The 19,889-nt window shown below is 48.1% G+C and carries 11 protein-coding genes; all 11 read left to right on the forward strand.

Going from position 1 to position 19,889, the window contains the following annotated elements; all coding sequences use genetic code 11:
* Positions 1–12 precede the first annotated feature (12 nt).
* Positions 13–1,056 carry a hypothetical protein gene (locus HYR79_03480; GenBank protein ID MBI1820751.1) on the forward strand — a complete coding sequence of 348 codons (1,044 nt, stop codon included), beginning with the start codon at positions 13–15 and terminating at the stop codon, positions 1,054–1,056.
* Between the two features lie 198 nt (positions 1,057–1,254).
* On the forward strand, positions 1,255–1,935 hold the full coding sequence (locus HYR79_03485; protein ID MBI1820752.1) for a hypothetical protein: 681 nt from the start codon (positions 1,255–1,257) through the stop codon (positions 1,933–1,935).
* Between the two features lie 350 nt (positions 1,936–2,285).
* Positions 2,286–3,692: a hypothetical protein gene (locus HYR79_03490; protein MBI1820753.1), complete on the forward strand. Its 1,407-nt coding sequence runs from the start codon at positions 2,286–2,288 to the stop codon at positions 3,690–3,692.
* 255 nt (positions 3,693–3,947) lie between these two features.
* Positions 3,948–6,524 carry a tetratricopeptide repeat protein gene (locus tag HYR79_03495; GenBank protein ID MBI1820754.1) on the forward strand — a complete coding sequence of 859 codons (2,577 nt, stop codon included), beginning with the start codon at positions 3,948–3,950 and terminating at the stop codon, positions 6,522–6,524.
* Between the two features lie 2 nt (positions 6,525–6,526).
* Positions 6,527–8,008: a hypothetical protein gene (locus tag HYR79_03500; protein MBI1820755.1), complete on the forward strand. Its 1,482-nt coding sequence runs from the start codon at positions 6,527–6,529 to the stop codon at positions 8,006–8,008.
* Entirely contained in the window at positions 7,986–11,831 is a 3,846-nt protein-coding gene (locus tag HYR79_03505) for a VCBS repeat-containing protein (protein MBI1820756.1), read from the forward strand. Before HYR79_03500 ends, HYR79_03505 begins: the two co-directional genes overlap by 23 nt.
* A 51-nt stretch (positions 11,832–11,882) precedes the next feature.
* On the forward strand, positions 11,883–13,253 hold the full coding sequence (locus HYR79_03510) for a hypothetical protein (GenBank protein MBI1820757.1): 1,371 nt from the start codon (positions 11,883–11,885) through the stop codon (positions 13,251–13,253).
* 171 nt (positions 13,254–13,424) lie between these two features.
* Entirely contained in the window at positions 13,425–13,826 is a 402-nt protein-coding gene (locus tag HYR79_03515) for a hypothetical protein (protein ID MBI1820758.1), read from the forward strand.
* Positions 13,827–13,830: 4 nt separating this feature from the next.
* The gene (locus HYR79_03520) at positions 13,831–16,923 is read left to right on the forward strand and encodes a hypothetical protein (GenBank protein ID MBI1820759.1); all 3,093 of its coding nucleotides are present in this window, start codon (positions 13,831–13,833) and stop codon (positions 16,921–16,923) included.
* Positions 16,923–18,950: a hypothetical protein gene (locus HYR79_03525; GenBank protein ID MBI1820760.1), complete on the forward strand. Its 2,028-nt coding sequence runs from the start codon at positions 16,923–16,925 to the stop codon at positions 18,948–18,950. The genes HYR79_03520 and HYR79_03525 overlap by 1 nt, the downstream gene beginning before the upstream one ends.
* A gap of 58 nt (positions 18,951–19,008) precedes the next feature.
* Positions 19,009–19,422 (forward strand): hypothetical protein, encoded by a 414-nt coding sequence (locus HYR79_03530; GenBank protein ID MBI1820761.1) that lies wholly within the window; start codon positions 19,009–19,011, stop codon positions 19,420–19,422.
* The last annotated feature ends 467 nt before the right edge of the window (positions 19,423–19,889 follow it).

The raw sequence follows: 19,889 nt of genomic DNA on the forward strand, positions 1-19,889 counted from the left end.
TTCATGATATGAATGAAACAGTTATTTTTGATCGGTTTTTTCTTCATCTTGTTTGGGTGGTTGTATCCCTCTGCCTCCCCTTCCCCCTCTTTTGCCCAAACCATCCCAACTCAGCCCCCTCAAGATCCGGCGCCTAAGCTCAAACACTCTCGCTGGGGAGTGGAGGTCTTCTCCGGCTTTTACCGGCCTCGCTTGAAGACTTTGAACACGGTCATTTCTAATCCCCGGCTGGGTATTCTTCAAGACCCTAATTTTCTCCTCCCCGGCAATGAGCAGTTTCAATCGAATAAAAAAAATATAGTGATGGATGATTTATCCGGCAATGTCGAGTTTGGGGTTGAACTCAACTATGATCTTTCTCAAAAATCGGCATTATTTCTTTCCACCAGTTTATGGCATGGCCAGACCATTAATGGAGATATTATTCCGATCCCTATTTTTGCCAGACCCACCCCTGCGCATTTTGTTTCCTGTGTTTCCGTTCCGGTGGAATTTGATTACCGGTGTGCCTCCCGGAGCGCCCGGTATAACCTGGTTTTAGAACAGTTCTGGGCAGGCTGGCGCTATCTTCTCTATGAGGATTCAAGGCAAAGCCGGATTTATGCCGACCTCGGACTTTTTGGAATCTCCCTGGCTTTTTTAACCATGGACAGCAGTGTTAGGCTCGTCAGTGACAACCTCAATTTCGCGTCAGTGAGCTCGACGGAGGCGATGGGCTGGGGATATAGCAGCCGGGTGGGGGTTAAGGGAGAATATTTTTTATCCAAAAATTTTTCTTTCGGGGGTGGAATCCGTTATATTGTGGGAGATATTAAAAATTTAGCCGTTACCCGCTATTTTCCAGCTGGATTTCAGGAGTTTCTTTCTCCACAGGCCGGAGTTCCTAATGCCAACACGGCCCAATTTCCTCCTCCGCCTCCCAAAATCGGTGACGATATTATTTTCGGACAGGTCACCACCACCTCCACGAATAATGATGTGACATCAAATATTGAAAAACTGGCCATTGAGGTCGATGGTTTTAGTCTGGATCTGTTTTTTAAAATCTACTTTTAGGAAATGAGGATCAGGTTTTGCCTGTCCGAGCTTGGGGTATGGGGGCATCTGGAGGCTCCGAGCTAGCTTTGGGAGCGATTCCCCAGCGTACATAAGGTTTTAATCATTTCTCCGCACGGGTCCCCATTAAAATTAGGGAATAAATATCATCTTCCGGAGGTTTAATATGAAAGTCCTATAAAAGGGATGTAAACAAAGATGAATTCATTTAAATATTTAATAGTATTAACTTTTTCTATCGTGTTGGCTCTTTTTTCTCCCCATTGGGTGAAAGCGGGTGAAACTTTAACCTTTCATAACACCAATTTTAAAACAACCAACGATGCCGGTTTCAGGGGATTTTCACTTCCCGAAACCCCCGGGCCAATTCCCTTTCCAAACACTTCCATTCCCTGCTGTCTCCAAAATAGCACCCAATTCGGTTTTGGCGCTCCCGGTGGAAGCAGTTCAAGAGTCATTAACCAAAATTGTGATCAACTCCTGTTTGAGGCCACCAACCGGTGTGTTCCGTCGGTCTCCAGTCAAGTTTCTCAGGACGGTGTGGTTCTTCAATCGACTGCGCATGGACTGTTATCGCGGCTGCAGCTGGATGCGCCCGGTTGTAACGGCTTGGGAACGGGGTTCCGGTGCAATCAAATCGAAACTCAGTTGACCCAGACCGTTCCGGAAAACAGCCAGTCTTTTTCGTTAAAGTTTAGCGTGATCTCATTAACCGATCCTAATGGAAATTTAACGGGGAGCGCAAAGGGAACTTTTGAACAAACGATTAATGATCCGCAAGCCACTGGCGGATTAACAAGATCCTGCCAGGGAGCCTTTACGTATGATTCTGTTAACGGATATGCGTTGACGGCGGGGCCATCAGCCGGCTGTCCCTAACAGGCTGTTGAAAAAGCCTCATTTGCTTTGTTCTCGTCGCTCGGCAATCCTCACTAAAGAGGATAAAAGCATAGCTTCGCTGCGGGACCGCTCGCGAGCAAGCTTTGTGTCTCCATGCGGCCTCGCGACCTACCTCCAAAAATTAAAATGGAGGAAGTCCCCGAAGGGGGCAACTAAAGCTTTTTGAACAGCCTTAATTAGCATGATCCGTTATTAAAGGTTTCAAAAAAAGGGAGACACCTTTTTTTGAAAAATAAAAAGAGGAAGGGGGTGAAAAAATAAAAATGAATAAAACGAAACAATCATTAATAACAGCAGCAGTAACAACAATAAAGAAAGGAAAAAAAACTATGAAAATCACAAAAATGAGCCTTTTCACGCTCATCTGCGTGGTTTGTCTCACTTCAGGGCTAGCCTTTGCTGTTGACGTTAATAATGTCAACAACACGGCAAGCGCGGGGCTTCAGGGAGATACTTTTGTTCCCGGGCTTCTGAATCCTGCAAATGGTCGTTGCAATGGGACTGATTGCGCCGGTCAGGCAAATCTCGCGTTGAATGGGTGGAGAACGGGAGGATATTTCGAGCCCAGAAATGGGACCGAATTCATGCCGCCAACGGGCGACCATCATCGCACGGGATACAGGATGATGTCGACCCTGTCGTTTGGCGCGGGACTCTGGCTAACCGGGTTTGCTCCCCTGCTTCAAGAGGGGCAGTTTACTCCCGATCTGGGGACGCCGGGTGCGTCGGAAAACGCGATTTCCATGGCGGTTTTTCTCGATCATCCCACGGCCCCCATTACGGCGGGTAAATTTCCACGGTATATTCCTCACGAAAGACAACGGACACCCGATGTCCTAGTGGCGAGAAATATAGCCTCCGGAACGTTGACCCAGGACTTCACCTCACAGGCCACCTTCGGTCGGGCCACAACATCGTGGACGTCCTTCACGGACCAAAACGCTGCCGACTGCGCTGGCGGACTCTGTAGCTGGACCTGGACGCCAGGTGGAAACCTGACGATGACAGACAGTGCCGGAACACACGTCATTGGTCCCGCCACATTGGCCAATGCGCCGTTTCTCGTCGACGATCGGCTTTCTCAACAAGAGCTTTCCAGCAACCAAAGTTTGAAAATAAACTTTACGGGTGGAAGCGGACCGAATGTTGAGGAAGAGACCTACGCGGATCCAGGCGAGTTTATTCAGTGTACGGCTACGTCTCCTTGCGGATCGAGCAATGCGCTTGATACCTATGGGAATGTCGTCATTGATCCAGCGACAGGCCTGCCCAGAAGGGTTCCGACCTATGCTCTGAATCGGAACCTCGCCGGTCCTTCCGGAATTGCAGGTGCCTCGGATTCCCCCGCTCTAAACCCGGCAACCCGGGCTGGAGCAGATGGAGTCCTCGGGCATATCGTCAGAGGAAGTGATCCTTGCGTAGCGGCTGGAACCTGTAAGCCGGGGGATATCGTTCCCGGGGCGGACGACGTCGGCATTATCACCTGCACCGACGCGGCGCCCTGTAACGGAGGTCAATTCAAGACCCTCAGAGAGACCAACAATCCGCAGAACGAGACATTTTTGCGCATTCCGATTCTTCATAGTTTCGGAAACGCGAAGGTGATCAACCAGCTTGTTCAGCAGAATGAAGGAGGTTATCTCTATTCGTGCCTGGGTTGTGGTGTTCCTCCAGCGACACCGCATCCGCTTCCTCCGCTTTATTATTCGGGTGGGTTAACAACACCCCTTCAATAATTTAGCGGGAAGTCTGTGAGACCACCAGGATGAGGGGGATACATTCTTTCTCCGCCGGGTTCTGGAATCTCAGGATGGCAGGTCGTGATGTCATTTGGAGAAGGCCCAGAGGGTCTGAGGCCTTCTCCATTTTTTTAAAAAAAAGGATAAAGGTAGACAAAAATTGTGAGCGTGAGCAGAACTCTAATTGAAGGATTTCTCATTTTATTCATTGGGTTAAGCGTGATCAATGCGCACAGGGTTTTAGGAGAAAGCTTGAATCAGTCTGATCTTCAAATCATGAAAAGTTTATACCAGACAGCGGCTGAAGCCTTTCGGAAAGGGAATCTCGAAGAGAGCGAGAAAAATATTTTGTCTCTTTTAAAGATCAACCCCAAACAGCCCTCCGGATTGTATTTATATGGGTTGATTTTAATGCAAAAGAAAGAGCGTCGCCAGGCTTTGGAAACGTTTAAAGAAATTATTGAGGTGGAGCCCTTGTTTTTCCTGGCCTATTATCAGGCCGGTCAGATTTATGAAGAGCAGGGGGAAATCGAGAAAGCGGTGAATATTTACAACACCGGTCTATTGGTCGGGAATCTCTATCCCGATGCCCGGCCGATTCTCCAAAATATAAACAGAAGGCTTCTGGACATTGGAGAAACGCCCGAAAAAGCCTTGCAATCGAAGGAATACTTTGACACAGGGCAAAAAGCCTACAATCTTGGAAAACTGGATGAGGCGTATAAAGCTTATTTGTCCTTAAATTCGCTTCTCCCGCATAGCAGGGGCGCGCTTTTATTTCTGGGGTTAATTGCCAACCGGCAGGGAAAGACCTTTGAAGCCTTTAAATATTTTAAAAAGGTGATCGATGAAGATTCCGGGTTTTATCCCGCCCATCTCTTTCTCGGAACCATTTATGAAGGGAGAGGAGAGCTTCAGGAGGCCTTTGGAGAATATATCGCGGCCGCCTCCTCGGGTCAAAATACACCGGAGGGGTTGGAGGCTCAAAAAAGGCTCGTCAAAGTCAAGGCGGCTCTGGCGCTTGAGTCTGACCGGTTTGATTCTCCAGGATACAAAGAAGCTAAAATGCTGTTATCAAAAGGGATAAACGATTTTCAAGCGGAGAAATATGAAGAGGCTAACGACTCTTTTCAGAAAGCCGCCGAATTAGACGACAAAAATTCTTATGCCTTTTATAATCTCGGCCTGGCCCAGGTCAAGTTAAACAAGTTTGACTTAGCCGCCGATTCATTTAAAAAAGCGCTTTTATTAAAAGCCGATCATGCGCTTACTCATTTTTGGCTGGCTTTGATGTTTGAAATCTCCGGCAATACGGCCCAGCGGGCGGGCGGTGTTAAAGAGGCCCTGGAAGAATACCGGGAAGCCATGGCCCGCTTTAAAGAGACGATCCATTATGGGGGAGAAGAATGGGAAGTCGAAGAATCTTTTCGAAAGATGCAAAATATGGCTCCTTTGATTGAACAGATGGAAGAAGGGGCCGGATACTTTATCGTAGGAAACGAGCTTTTTTCAACCGGCCGGTTTGAACCGTCCCTCAAACTCCTGAAGAAAGCCTCGGAGCTTTTCCCCTATAACCCGCTTCCCCATCATAACATTGGGTTTATTTATGAAAAATTAGGGGATGATGAAAAAGCGGAATCCGCCTATAAAAAATCGCTGGAGCTCAGTTCTGAAATCGGGGACTCTCATTATCGCCTGGGTCTTCTTTATGAAAAAAAACAGGAATTTGGAAAAGCTGAACAGGCGTATGAAAAAGCTTCGCAAATCAATCCGCTGGAAGCCGATTATCACTTCCGGCTGGCGCTCGCGCTGGATCATAAGGGAGATTTGCTGAAAGCGATTGAGGCGTACCGGGCAGCGGCAACCTATGCCAGAGATAAAAACGGGCAAAAGGAGATTTATGAGGCGACACAAATCCGGATTCCGCAAATCCTGGAGAGTCTCAAGCCTTTATCGACTTCCCTGTCCCATGAATTTTTTAACTACGACAGTAATGTCAATTCTTCTTCAACTCATCCTCAAAGCGATATCTCCAACCAGCTTAACGGAAACCTTTCTTACATTTTGTTGAGGAATTCAAAATGGACCATTCCTCTTTCTACCTCTGGAAGTCTGGCGGCCTACTCCAGGTCTCAGGAGATTTTTCTAACCTTGAATCAGGGGATATCGGTCAACACCCGTTTTCTTGAGAAATACAGCGTCAACACCGGGCTCCGGTTGACCTATTCCCATACGGGAACAGGCCCCTCTTTTTTAAGTCATTCTGTCAGTTTATCTTCTTCCAAATCAGGTTTTTTCCCGTCGTCGGTTTCGGCCGCTTATTCTTATGAACGAAGTCACTCGTATATCAGTCAGAGACTCGAAGCGGAAAGGCAAAACCTCACCCTCGCCAGCTCGCAGATCATCGGAGAGCGGGATGTGATCAGTGTTTCTTATACCTATTTTATTAACCGGATTGTGGATGATCAGTTTGCCTTTAAGTCTCATTCGATCGGAATGAATTACGTCAAATCGGTTACAAATCTTCTGAGCTGCTCTCTTGGAGGTTCTTACGCGATCCGCCGTTACCAGCAATTTACCCATCAGGCTTTCGGGGGGGAGATTGTCGACGACTTTCAAACCCATTCTTTGATCATGGTGGAAACGGAAGTCGCTTACCGGTTTGAACCGATGTGGTCATTGTCGACCCATCTTCAAATTTTTAAAAATATGACCAATTTTGATATTCCGACGACCTCCTCATCCACCTCCTTATTAACCGCTCAAACTTCGGCGCTGGGAGCTTTTGAAAAATATTCGATCAGTTTTAAAATCAGCCGGGATTTTTGAAAATGATCTTCAAAAGAGTCGTTTTTTTTTATGGAATGGTTGGTATGATTTGCCTGTTGACGTCATTATCCTACGGTAACGAAATTCCGGACCAGGTCAAACAGGACTCTTCTCACCCGGAAGAGGCGAAAAGGCCTTTATCCCGGTTTCAAATGCCCGGCTACGTTCGGAATGAAACAGCCTATCGCCTTTTCCGTCCCTCAGCGTATACGAAACTCCTCAACATCGTCAGCCTTTATCCCACCTACGCTTATGGATCGCATCTCTCCCTGTCGGGAAGAATTCGCGCGTTTTACGACGCCGTTTATGACCTGGAAGATGTCGACACCATCTCTCCGCGAAAAGGGCCCGATGTTATTTTGACCCAGAGCCAGAACCCGGGGGATGTTCCTCCCGTGATTCAAGCCGATAACGTTCGGGACGTTGAGATCAGGAAACAGGGCGTTTCCCTGAAGGAGTTTTACCTGGACCTTCATTTTTCAAATCTCGACGTCCGGGCAGGGAAACAGATTGTCCGGTGGGGGGTCAATGAAGGGGCCCGGGTATTGGATGAAATCAATCCCCTTGATTTTGAGGAATACATTTTAAGAGAGGTGGAAGACCGTTATATCCCGCTCTGGATGGTCAAAACAGATCTTTATTACAAGGAATCGAGGCTGGAAGCCCTTTTGATTCCGGACCTGGAGTTTCACAGGCCGGCTCCATCGGGAAGCGAGTGGGAACAGTCTCAATTTGTGGGGGAGATCGAAAAACCTCCGGTTTCCATTGGGAACAGTGAATGGGCGGTTCAGCTTCATTTCCCTTTTTTAGGGTGGGATTCAACGGTGAGCTATTTTTACACCTGGGACGATTTTCCGGTGGTTTTTAGAGAGATTCGGGATGTTGGTATTTTCGGCGTTTCACCGGTGGTTTTATTCACGCCGCGGTATACCCGGCTCCGTATCTTCGGGGGTTCCGCGACCCGGAATATCGGAGATTATGTGATCAACGCGGAGGGGGCGCTGGTACGGGGAAAATATTTCGGGACCCGGTTCGGCAATACGCCATCGGGGCCCATTTTCGAAGGGAACGGTGAAAAACAGAAGAATTATCTGAAATACGCCTTTTCAGCTGAAACGAGCGTCCATAGCGTGACAGTCTCCCTGCAATTTTTACAGCAGGTTATCATGAAATATGATCCGGCGCTCATTCAGGACCAATATGACACGGTCTGGGGACTTTTTTTAAGAAGGGAGTGGATTCATAATACGCTGATTACCCAGTATCTTGGCCTCTTTTTTATCAATAAACTGGAGTGGCTTCACCGGCCTAAAATCACCTACCGGGTTACCGATTCGTTTTCAACGAGCCTTGGCGGCGACATTTTATATGGGGATATTTCTGATTTTAATGCCGAAGGAGAAGCTTCGCCCGGTGATTTTCATTTTGTTGGATTTTTTAAAAATAACAGCAGGATTTACCTTGAATTTACCTATACGTTTTAAACAATTTGGAAAAAAGAAGGGGCTTGCCGCGATGATAGGTCTTGTTTTTTTAGCGGCGTGCGGCCCGACCGATTTTCCCCATAGTCCGAGATCCAACGGGTTGAGAAACGTTCCCTTTGTCGATACCTATAATTTTGGGTTTAAAACCGGCGGGACACCCATTCAGAATCCCGAGGGGAATCTTCTTATCGTCTCGGCTACGGATGCGAGAAATCTTCTCTTTGCGGCAAATATTCCCGTTCGCAAAGGGACCGCCGTCATCAGCGGGGTTGTCCGGACGAAGGAGGGAAGTCCGGTTAAAGATGTCTTGATTTTAGCGACAGACCGGCAGGGAAATCCTGTGGGAGACCTTTTTTATAACAGTTTTGCCGCCATCCCTGACTTTGTTCAATTTAGCGGGACGACTGAGAATGGCGGATTTACCATTTTTAACGTTCCCCCGGGGGAGATTTACTTAAAAGCCGCGGGGGGGGGGAGAGGAAACAGCCAGTTAATCGCATTTCCAAACAGCGTTTCAGCCATGACGATGGAGGTAGACCCGGTCCTGGTCGTTCCCATTCAATCGGTTGCCGAAATCAGAGAGATCAGTGAAGCGCCGCCCGCTTCGGCGGTTCAAATTTTTCTCGAAGGAGGGGCGGGGGATAGTTCTCCCCTTATTCCGCTGGCTGTGACTGACCCTCTGTCAGGGAGCGCCAAATTTGTTTCCCGGTCCGAAGGGATCTATCTGGTCAGACTGGTCTCACAGGGATATGTGGATACGTATCAATCCATGGTGACCGGTAGAGCGGGGTTGGCCAACGGGGCGACTGTCCTGACCCATTTTTTCAAGATCTTATCCGTGTCAGACAAAATGAAATGGTCCGGCGGAATTTCCTCCCCCCTGATTCAAGGGAGCGGCATTCTGGCAGGACGGATACGGCAGGAGGATCAAAGCGCCCGTCCCGGATCGGTCATCGAAGGGTACAGGGCTGACGGAATGAAGGTTGGACAGGTTGTTTATTTTAAAGCCGGAGAGCCCGATTTCAGCCTGACGGGCACGTCAAATGATGGGCGTTTTATTATTTTTAATCTTCCGCCGGGACCTCTCTTTGTGAGGGTCACCGCCGAAGAACAGACCGGCGGCCCGATCAATCATTACTCCGCGGCAGAAACAATTTACATTTTTCCCGATAGCGCCACGTATCAAGATTTGACTCTAAAATTTATCGCTCCGCCGGATCCCTTAAAACCGGCAGACCCCACCTGCTATCCGGTGAATGTAAGCGGAAAAGTGACCGAAACCAATGAAGTCACTCCGGTTGTGAATGCTTCTCTCTCCGCATTAGGCGTTTTCTTCGCAACAACCGGCGGAGAACTGGCCACCACAGGGAGCGACGGAAGCTATACCGTTAAAGTTCCTTATCTCGTTCCTTCTTCTCCGGAATGCAAATTCACCGTCCCGTTTTCCGCCAATGGAAACTATTGGGTCAAAGTCTCAGGCGCCGGAAGGATTGATACTTATCAGCAGATCAGCTTAACGCAGGGGGATCAGAAAGATAAAAATCTCCTTAGCCTGACCGCCGGTCAGCTGACCTCTTACGCGAATGATTCCAGTGTTCAGCAGAATCCCGCCCACGGATTGATCAGCGGCGTGATTTTAGACAAAAGAACCGGAAAAACCGCTGAAGGGGTTTCTTTAAAATTGAAAGACCTTTCAGGGGTTGAGAAAGGCTCCATCCGTTATTTTTCTTTAGACGGAACTCCGTCTCAATTGAATCAATCCACCAAAGACGGGCGGTACATGATTTACAACCTCCCTCCTGATATTTATCAAATTTCAATTTCCTCAGAGGATGATTCCGGAGATATCCCCGCGATCACCTTTGCCGGCGGAGTCACCTTTCAAAATCTGGAGGTTAATAATGCGGCGAATTCAACGGTTTATGTGACTGGAACCCCTGTTAATTTTATGACGGATAAACCCCTGAGCACGACTCAGTTAAATGTTTTGGGAGAAAAGAACAGTTTGATTTCGACCGGAACTTTTTCCGGAATCTTTTCTTCAAATGGAACGTTTACCGTTGAGTCCCACGGGGCCGGTTTAATCGATTCTTATCACTTTTTTGTCAAGAGTTTATTAAAAGAAACTAAAGATGTCACTCTCCATGGCGTCCTTTCGAGCGACGTCAACAGTCTGGCGGGGACTCTGGGAGTTTTCCTCAACCCGTCGCAAGGGATCATCATGGGAAAAACCGTGACCCCGGAGTTTAAACTTTCTAATCAATTTTCTCTGACACCGGGGAGCGGAAATGGAATTGCCCAGGGTTTCTTCAATGAAGATGATTTACTCGATTTCGCCGTCATTGATTTTTCTTCGAATTCGATTTTGATTTATTACGGAAACGGAGATGGAACTTTTAGACTGGGTCAAACGTTAAAGAGTGATCCTGCCTGCCTGCCGGAAAGTGTCTCCTGTTTTGCGGGAACCGGGCCTGTTGCCATTCTCCAGATTGATCTCAATCAGGATAAACAGCTTGATCTTGCGGTGGTGAATCAAAATTCCGGAAGCGTTGCCATTTTACTCGGCTCACGAAAAGGTGTTTTTCGTTTTCATCAATCGGTTCCGGTTGGATCGGGACCGACAAGCATCGCCTCAGGAGACTTTGATCGGGATGGGTTTGTCGATCTGGTAATCGGGGTTGGAGGAAAGATTCCGCCCGCGCTTTCCTTTATTTATAATGACAAGAACACGAATTTTACTTTGAAATCGACTTTAAACTTGTCTGCTCCGCCGCTTTCGCTTGGAGTCGTCGACATCGATCAGGATCAACTCCTGGATGTACTGGTGGGCACCTCAGATTCTATTTTAGTTCTCCGGGGAATAGGACTTCCCCAACCCGGAATAGAAACCTATGCTTTTCCACATCTTACTCAGCCCCCGCTTCTTTTAATGAGTGACTTTGACGGGGATGGAAAGATCGACGCGGCGATTCTCGACCGGCAGCGGGGAAACCTGCGAGTCTATTTGAGAAATAATAAAATTAAAGATATTAAAGGAAATCTCATCGATATTCGATTTGGTTCTCCCTCCTGTTATCCCGTCGCCTGTGACACGGCCAATTCCACCACAGCGACTTTTTCCAAGCTCATTGATTTTAATCAAGATGGATTTGTCGATCTGGTGGTTTCCTATGCCAATAGCCAGATCGCTCTTTTTCCAGGGAAAGGGGATGGGACTTTTAATCCGCCCTTTTATTATCCTTCAGGCGGCTTGATCGACACTTTTACGCTGGGTGATGTAGATGGAAATGGAATGGTCGACCTGATCGGACTTTCAACCTTTTCTTCCTCGGTCATTGTTTTAAAAGGGGAGAACCTTCCTCTGGACGGTGTTTCTGTTTCAGCCCGGTCGATGGAAAGTCTTGATCTTGGAACGGTCTGGTATTTAGAGCCTGACGGGTCGATTAATACGATGAATAAACGTTTTTCAACTTCATCCGGCGGAAAATTTATCATTTTAAACGTTCCTTCTGGCCTTGCCTGGTTAAGGGCTCAAGGCGGTGGCGCAGGGGGGGAAATCATCAATGTGTATCCGAATGCGGCTTCCATTTTGGATCTTTCAACGCATCCTTATTCTCCGCTGGAGGTGGCGGTTTCCGGTTTTGTTTTTGATTCGGTACAAACGCCTATCGGCGATTCAAAAGTTTCTTTTTTAGGAGCATCGGTAGAAGCGGTGACGGGGCCGGTGAAAATCACCCAGACCGGGGCGTCGGATACGGGGGGGGATTACGAGGTGACCTTGCCGGCGCACTCGCCCTACATCGTTAAACTAACGAGACCTTAAAGGGTTATCCATATGAATGAACATAAACTATAAAAGAGAGGAGGACGCATCATGAAGCTTAAAAATTTTATCCTGGCAATTTTTGTTTTGATGGTAGCATGGGAATGGGGGGCGCCAAAAAATGTCATGGCGATCCCTGCTTTTGCCCGCAAATATGACATGGATTGCAATCACTGCCACACGGTGATGCCACAGCTTAATCATTTTGGCGCAAGGTTTAGAGACTCCGGTTTTCAGATCTCTTACCTTGAACAGGACTTAAAAGAAGACGAGAGAGGAAAAAAGGAAGACCCTGAAGACATCCACCCGGCTTTCTGGCCGGTTTCAATCCGGGGTTCTCTCGGCTTGCGCTATAAGGCTCAATCGAACCAGAATACGACGACAGGGGCCCAAACCGTCGACTCGACCTCTTTCGGCTTGAACGGGTTTGAATTGATCGGCGGAGGAATTTTTGTCAAAGACCTCTCTTACTACTTTATGGTTACGCCTAATCTTGGAAATATCGGATTCTCCGGGGGAGGCGGCGGTCACGGCGGCGGGGGAGCGGGTCAATTGGGAGAGTTAACCTTTTGGTGGGTCCGGGCGGACTATCTCTTTGGAAGCTCCCTCTTAAACGTTAAAGCGGGGGCAGATGAACTTGATCTCCCTTTTTCCTCGCATCGAAGTCTGACCCTGGCGCCGTATGACATTTATCATTACACGCCGATGGGACATGAAACCGATTTCAAACTGGGAGAACCCCAGCTGGGGGTCGAGGTCGCGGGATTTACCGATTTTGGGTTTCGATACGCGCTCTCGGTTGTCAATGGGACCAACAATGAACCGGACAATAACAAAGCCAAAGACCTCTATGCCCATCTGACGCAGACGGTTTCAAATCAACGAATCGGCGTTTTCGGCTACTTCGGAAAAGAGCCGACGCTCTATTTACAAAGCCCTCCCGTTCCTCCCGCGACAGGTGCGGCGAATATTCCCGGAACCGGCTTTGAAGATAAACCTTTTTCTAAAATCGGCGCCGACCTGAGCTTGGAATTGGGAGATTTTCGGCTTATGGCGGTTTACCTGAGAGGAAAAGAGGACAAGGAGCTTTTTAAAGACGCGTTCATGGCGGGTACCGCCCAGGACGCATCGTATCAGGGCGGGTTTATCGAGCTTCAGTATCAAATCAATCCTCTTCAAATGCGTCTGATCGGACGTGCCGATCGGGTGAAAAACCTGGATCAGGGGGATTCGATGATGATGGAAGATACAAATGACATGAGCCGGTATACGCTGGCAGTCCGGTGGAATACCGTTTCAACCAATCGGGTTTCTTTTGTGCCGATCGTGGAATTTTCCGATTTAAAGCAGGTGAAAATGGGGCCCGGCGGAGAGGATGTCAAAGAGACCGTCTTATTCGGCGGGGTCGAGATCGCTTTTTAAATGGTGAATAAAGAGAAGTAGCCGGCTTAGCTGGTGCGGAACGCGGGGTTCGGGGGCATTGAGCCTCCGAGCTGGCTTTGGGAGCGTTTTCACAGCGGACATGAGACTGGATTTTTAAAAACATTAGCTCCGTTGCGAAGGCCCCTGAATAGAATAGAGGAGGAGGTAAAAATGCAAATCATAAGAAGAACAACCCTAAGTTTAGCGATCCTGTTTGCCACATTGATCTCTCAATCGACTTGGGTCAGCGCAGAGGATGAGATCTCGGTGAGCATTCTCTCTCCAAAAGAAGGAGAGGTCGTTAAACCGGGGCCTGTGGAAATCCACTACACCTTTGGAAAAGGGTCGAGAGGGGATCATGTCCATTTTTATGTCGACGGGAAATTTACCAAGACCAGTAAAAAAGAGTCGGGAACACTCTGGGATCTCCCTCCGGGTCGGCATGTGATCGAGTTGCGCGGCGCGACCCGCGAGGCCAATGAAGAACACAAAGAAATGGGAAAAAACTCTAAAATTACGATTGATGTATCAGGATTGAAAACCACAGGGGTTGGGATGAAAGCCCAGCGATAATTCAATGGGAATTAAAAAACAGATCATATGGATTCTCTTGCTGGGCTTCCTTTTGGGTTGTGCCGAAAGAGGAGGAACTCCGGCAAATCAACAGGCCGTTCAGGCGCTCTTTAAGCCGGTTAAGCCCGACTCTATTGTCGCCCTTTATGGCAATGGTCAAAATATCATTCTTTGGGCCGGCGACCCTAATGCGGCCTCGTATACTCTCTATTGGTCGTTACAGCCGGGAATCACAAAGGAAAACAGTCATAAAATTTCTTTAATTCGTTATTCGAGTTATTTCCATACCAGCTTAAAAAACGAGACCCGCTACTACTATGCGGTCAGCGGTGTGAATAGTTTAGGAGAAGGGGAATTGTCCAATGAAGCTTTTGCCGCACCGAGAGCCTGGGTCGTACAAAACCCTAAACCGACGGGGGAACCCTTAAGAGCGATTCGATTTTTAGATCAAAACGTAGGCTGGAGCGTAGGAGACAGGGGAACAATTTTATTAACCTATACAGGGGGCGATAACTGGATTAACTTATCTTCAGATCTTTCCTTAAATTTAAACGCGATCTCGTTAATCGATCCTCTTCATCTTTGGGTCGCTGGAGAAAAAGGGCTGATTTTATTTAGTTCCAGTGGCGGGGCAAACTGGGCCATTCAATCGACGGGGGTCACAGAATCTCTTGAAGGAATCTATTTTACCGATGTCAACAACGGCTGGGCAGTAGGACAAAATACGGTTATTTTAACGAAAGACGGGGGAAAAACATGGATTCGGCCGATTCTCCCCCCTCTTTCACCAACGGTTAATTTACATAAAGTGTTTTTTATTCAATCTAACGGCTGGATTGTTGGAGACCAGGGCATTATTCTTCATACCGCTGATGGGGGGATGACATGGTCCACTCAAATGAGCGGAACGACATCGACTCTGAACAATCTTTTTTTCCTCGATTCTTTAAATGGCTGGGTGGCCGGAAACGGAGGCGTTATCCGCCATACCCTTGACGGGGGGATAACCTGGGGAGTACAAAATAACAAAATCGCAAAAAATTTATTCGCGATTCAAATGACGGACATCAATACCGGGGTTGCCGTCGGAGAGACGGGAACCATTTTAAACACCGTTAACGGCGGGAAGAATTGGGATGGGGCGGCTTCATTAACCGGTTACCCGGATTTTTATGATCTCTTTTTTGTGGATGGATCAAAGGGCTGGATCGCGGGGCAATTTGGCCGTACTTTAGTCTCAATAAACGGCGGGATTTCCTGGCAAGGTATTTTGAATATTAATACGCCCCTGTTTAACCGTCTCTTTTTCCCCGGAACCCGGATGGTTCACGCCGCGGGAACAAACGGTGTCATTTTAAGAACCGGCGATGGAACGGTGTGGGGTCAAGAATCCAGTCCGGTGAATCAAAGTATTGAAGACCTCTTTTTTATTGATCAGAATCTGGGTTGGGGCGTCGGCTTAAACGGAACGATCATTCAGACCAATAACGGGGGACAGAACTGGAGCCAGGTTAACCTCAATCTTTTTGACTCATTGCATAAGCTCACCTTTACGGATATCGATCATGGTTGGGCGGTGGGAGATAACGGGACGATTCTCCATTACCGGCGTTCCGGAGGGTTCGGGTTTGGAAGTCAGGCTCATTGGGAATTTCAACCCAGGCCGACTCAATTACCCTTATACGGAGTATCGTTTGTCTCTTATCGTGAAGGATGGGTGGTTGGAAAAAATGGCACGATCCTCCATACCCTGGATGAGGGGGCGACCTGGTTGTCCCAAACAAGCGGAACCGCTGCTTTACTCTCAGCTGTTTACTTTTCCGATTCGAATCATGGAATAGCTGCCGGAGAAAATGGCACGATTTTAACAACCGAAGATGGAGGGGAACACTGGACGGTTCAAAACAGCGGCGGTACAGCCAATCTAAAGACCATTTATTTCTGGAATCCGGAAACGGGATGGATCGCGGGAGACGGCGGGACAATCCTCAAAACCACTGATCGCGGTCTTACCTGGGCGATTCAGAATTCCGGCACCGGGAACAATTTATCTGGAATTGATTTTTCAGGAAGTTCTTACGGCTGGGTGGTTGGAGAGGGAGGGACGATTTTATATACGACGGACGGCGGAACAGGCTGGGCCGTTCAGGCGGTCCCGGGAACGCCCCCTTTATCGGACTTAAAAACCGTTTTTGTCAACCGGCCGAGATCTGGGTTTGCCGTCGGAGAAGGGGGAAACATTTCGGCAACTTCCAACGGGGGTTTGTCCTGGACGCCGTTAGCCAGCGGAACCTCTCAGGCTTTGCTGGGGGTCCATTTTTCAAGTCTATCCAATGGCTGGGCGGTGGGGGCTGAAGGAACCGTTCTTAGAACGAAGACAGGCGGCGCAAACTGGGAAACCGTTCAAAGAGGGTATATCCTCACTTTCAACCAGGTCTATTTTTTAAATGAAAACCTTGGATGGATAGTCGGAGATTCCGGGATCATTTTAAAGACAACCAATGGGGATCAAAATATTGATTATTCCCAGGCCCCCTTTACCGGGCCAACCTTAACCCGCCTCGACAGCGGAACCTTAAATCATCTTTACAATGTTTATTTTGTCGATCCCAACGAAGGTTGGGCGGTCGGGCAGAATATGATGGCCCTTCATACCGTCAATGGCGGAGAGCCCGTCGTCGATCCCGTGACCACGCTATCCACCCCCGGATGGTCTATTTCCTATCCTTCCGGTGGAAGCGCCGGTTTTTTATCTGGAATCTCTTTTGTAGACCGGCAAAACGGCTGGCTGGTCGGTTCCGGGGGGACGATTCTTCACACGACTAGCGGCGGAACGACCTGGACCAATCAGAATATTCCATCAAGCCTGAATCCTCCGCCGGACCTTTTTGCCATCCAGATGTTTAATTTGAAGAAGGGATTTATTTCAGGAACCGGAGGCCTCATTTTAGCCACCCAGGATGGGGGAGCGACCTGGGTCCCTCAAAAGACGCATACTCTTTCTAATTTAAACGACCTGTTTTTTGTTAATCCGGAGATGGGCGTGGCCCTTGGGCAAAACGGGACAATCCTTTCAACCTTTACAGGAGGAGAGTAGTGGAACTTTTTCCCGGAAAAACCCTGGGGTTGCTCTTCATTCTGATCTTGCTTGGATCGTCCGCAGGCTGCGGTTCCTCCGGTTCTTCCGGTTCTCCTGCGCCTCATTTGCAAAACTTTTCCCCGACTGTTCCAAACGTGACCTCACCGCCGGTTTTAAAGGCTTTTTCCGGAAATGGCCAGGTTTCCTTATTTTGGTCTGGAACCGGAGAAAACTATGCCCTTTATAAGTCGAATTTAAGCGGCCCGCTCAATACCAAAATGGTTTTAGTCAGTTTTTTAACCACAACTTCTTATAGGGATACCCAGGTGGTCAATGGAACCACTTACTATTATCAGGTGACGGCCACGACCATCAACACGGGTGAAAGTTCGGGGTCCAATGAAATTACGGCGACCCCTTCAGTCACTCCTCCCGGCACGCCGACTGGTTTGACCGCCAGTGGAGGAAACAGTCTGGTGTTTCTGACCTGGATCCCGTCAGGATCAGCCGACCATTATAATGTGTACAGAGGGACTTCCCCGGCAAACAAAGTCCGGATCGCGACCAACATCGTTTTTACCCAATTTGCCGATCTCGGCGTTCAAAACGGAACCCCCTATTATTATGATGTGACCGCGCACAACATGATTGGGGAAAGCGCCCATTCGCCTGAAGTTTCCGCGACCCCTTTCAACGGAGGGAGCCTGGCTATGGGTTCAACGCTAACGGTGACCGTGATCGCGAAAGATATTTATCAGCCGGCAGCAGGTTTTGCCGTTAGCCTTGGTTCTTCAGGAACAGTTAGCCAATTGACAGACTCCAACGGTCAGGCTGCGTTTAGTTTCGCCTCTCCTCCCGGTCCCCAGGATATTCATGTTTTTTCAGGAAAGGATTGTGCCAACGTCTCGATCATTAACTACAATAGCGCCCGGGTGACCATTCCTGTTTATTGTTCTTATAACGATCCTGAAGCTGTTTCGCCACTCTTTACCTCGACCATCGCGGGAAACATTTCCGGCATGACACCCGGCAATATTAATTCCATCATCGGGGCGACTTCTACGAGTGACGGACAGGTCCTTTATTCTTTAACCGGTCAAACGCAATATACTCTCCCAATCGAATCGGACGGATTATCGCCCTATACGCTCTATTCTTTTGAAAATAACGGGAATTATTGCAACCCTTACACGAACCTTTATATGACCAGAATTTTACCTTCAATCGGGATCAATCAAACTGTTCAACAGGATATCCAGTTTTCAACAACCCCTGCTTTTTCTATAACAGTGGCAGGAAATATAACTGTTCCCGCAAGCGTTGCGAGTCAGGGTTATGCGTTTGACGCGAGAAGTTTTTCAAGGTTGGGTAACGAAGGGGGAATTTATGACACCGGAAAATGCTATATCGATAACAAGTCTGGTTTAACAAGCTTCCCTTATTCTTTAAATGCGTTTAGCACTACCGTGGCGGTTAACGGAACCATTACCTATGGAATTTCCTATTCGGTCAGAACGACAAGTTATGGAAATACCCAAAGTCCTCCTGGGCTGCCATCGCCTCCAGGCGGTCCGAATATTGTTTTGAATCGAACGGATTACCTATTAACGGACTATCCAGGACCGGGACCCTATCATTTCGCGTTTTCGGACGTTGCCGGGAATATTACCCCTGATCCATTACAAAAAACCATTGCCTGGACCGCTCCCTCTACAACCTCTGGGTCTAATGGAACGCCCAGTTTTTATCATTTAATCTTCCATCCTTCTATATCTCCAGCATCCACGACTGCCGGTTTTGAGCAATGGGAGTTTTTTCTGCGGGGATCAGCGACGACCTTAACGGTTCCCAATCTCCCCTTGAATGTTCCAACCGGAACATTCAGTCTGGATCAAGGCAAATCGTATGATCTTATTCATTACTCCTATACGTTGGCGGGATCGTTTGATTTTGACAATGCCTCCTGGACGCTTGACTATTCTCAACCAGGCCCTCAATCGATTGATACCGCGGCGATGACCTTAATGAATTTTTATTTACCCTGATCATGAAGGAGAAAGACTGATTAAAAAATTATTTTTTTCAGGAGCTGTTGGAATTGGATTGTTCGCCTTTATGATCGTTCCCGGGGGAAGATACCTGGAACATCAACCCGGATTTTGCAACTCCTGCCACGAAATGAACCGTCCTCATGCCGGATGGGTTGCGGCGGGAGCCTCGCAAAATCATCGTGACTGTATTCAATGCCATTCAGGATCCGGAATTACCGGCATTATTGAAGCGGAATTTCGGGGATTGGAGCAGATTATGGTTCATTTTATCGCTTCGGAAGAAGAATTAAAAGGTCCCTTCAAATCCAAGGTCCCTTCTGAATTTTGTACGAAATGTCATTCAATGGAAAAACCAAGAGTCCGAGCCGCGCATGCCCGTTTCAAAGAAAAAATGGAAGGCCATCCCTGTGGAAATTGCCATAAACATTTGGAGGACTGGGAGTTTTCGGGAGAAATCCGTTCCTGACGAGGTTATTATATTCGGGGACCCGTCCGGAGAAATGATTAAAACCTTATGTACGCTGGGGAATCGCTCCCAAAGCTAGCTCGGAGCCTCCAGATGTCCCCGAACCCCGCGTTCCGCACTGACCGAGCCAGTTGCTTCACTTATATCCCAAGATCAGCGATAGACTTCGCACCCACTTATTAATCATGTCATTGCGAGCACCGAAGGGTGCGTGGCAATCTTATCGTAAAGTCTTGAGATTGCTTCGCTTCGCTCGCAATGACAACTTTCTATCGCTGTTCTAGGAAAATCTTTTGTAAATATTTGTTAAGAGAAATATAGAATTGTTGTAACTACTCAGGAGTGTCAGGGAGGAAAAAGCATTTCAGGCAAGTACGGTTGACCTGTCAGGGACTGGGAAATGGATTGCAAGAGGTTCCAGCCGTTTTTACGAGCTGTGGATAGGTAGCTTCTGATGCGGGCAAAGT

Source organism: Nitrospirota bacterium (assembly GCA_016178585.1).
Classification (GTDB): Bacteria; Nitrospirota; Nitrospiria; order JACQBW01; family JACQBW01; genus JACOTA01.

Coding starts and splice junctions, on each gene's coding strand:
- HYR79_03480 (MBI1820751.1), top strand. CDS start 13: ATGAAACAGTTATTTTTGATCGGTTTTTTCTTCATCTTGTTTGGGTGG.
- HYR79_03490 (MBI1820753.1), top strand. CDS start 2,286: ATGAAAATCACAAAAATGAGCCTTTTCACGCTCATCTGCGTGGTTTGT.
- HYR79_03515 (MBI1820758.1), top strand. CDS start 13,425: ATGCAAATCATAAGAAGAACAACCCTAAGTTTAGCGATCCTGTTTGCC.
- HYR79_03500 (MBI1820755.1), top strand. CDS start 6,527: ATGATCTTCAAAAGAGTCGTTTTTTTTTATGGAATGGTTGGTATGATT.
- HYR79_03520 (MBI1820759.1), top strand. CDS start 13,831: ATGGGAATTAAAAAACAGATCATATGGATTCTCTTGCTGGGCTTCCTT.
- HYR79_03510 (MBI1820757.1), top strand. CDS start 11,883: ATGAAGCTTAAAAATTTTATCCTGGCAATTTTTGTTTTGATGGTAGCA.
- HYR79_03485 (MBI1820752.1), top strand. CDS start 1,255: ATGAATTCATTTAAATATTTAATAGTATTAACTTTTTCTATCGTGTTG.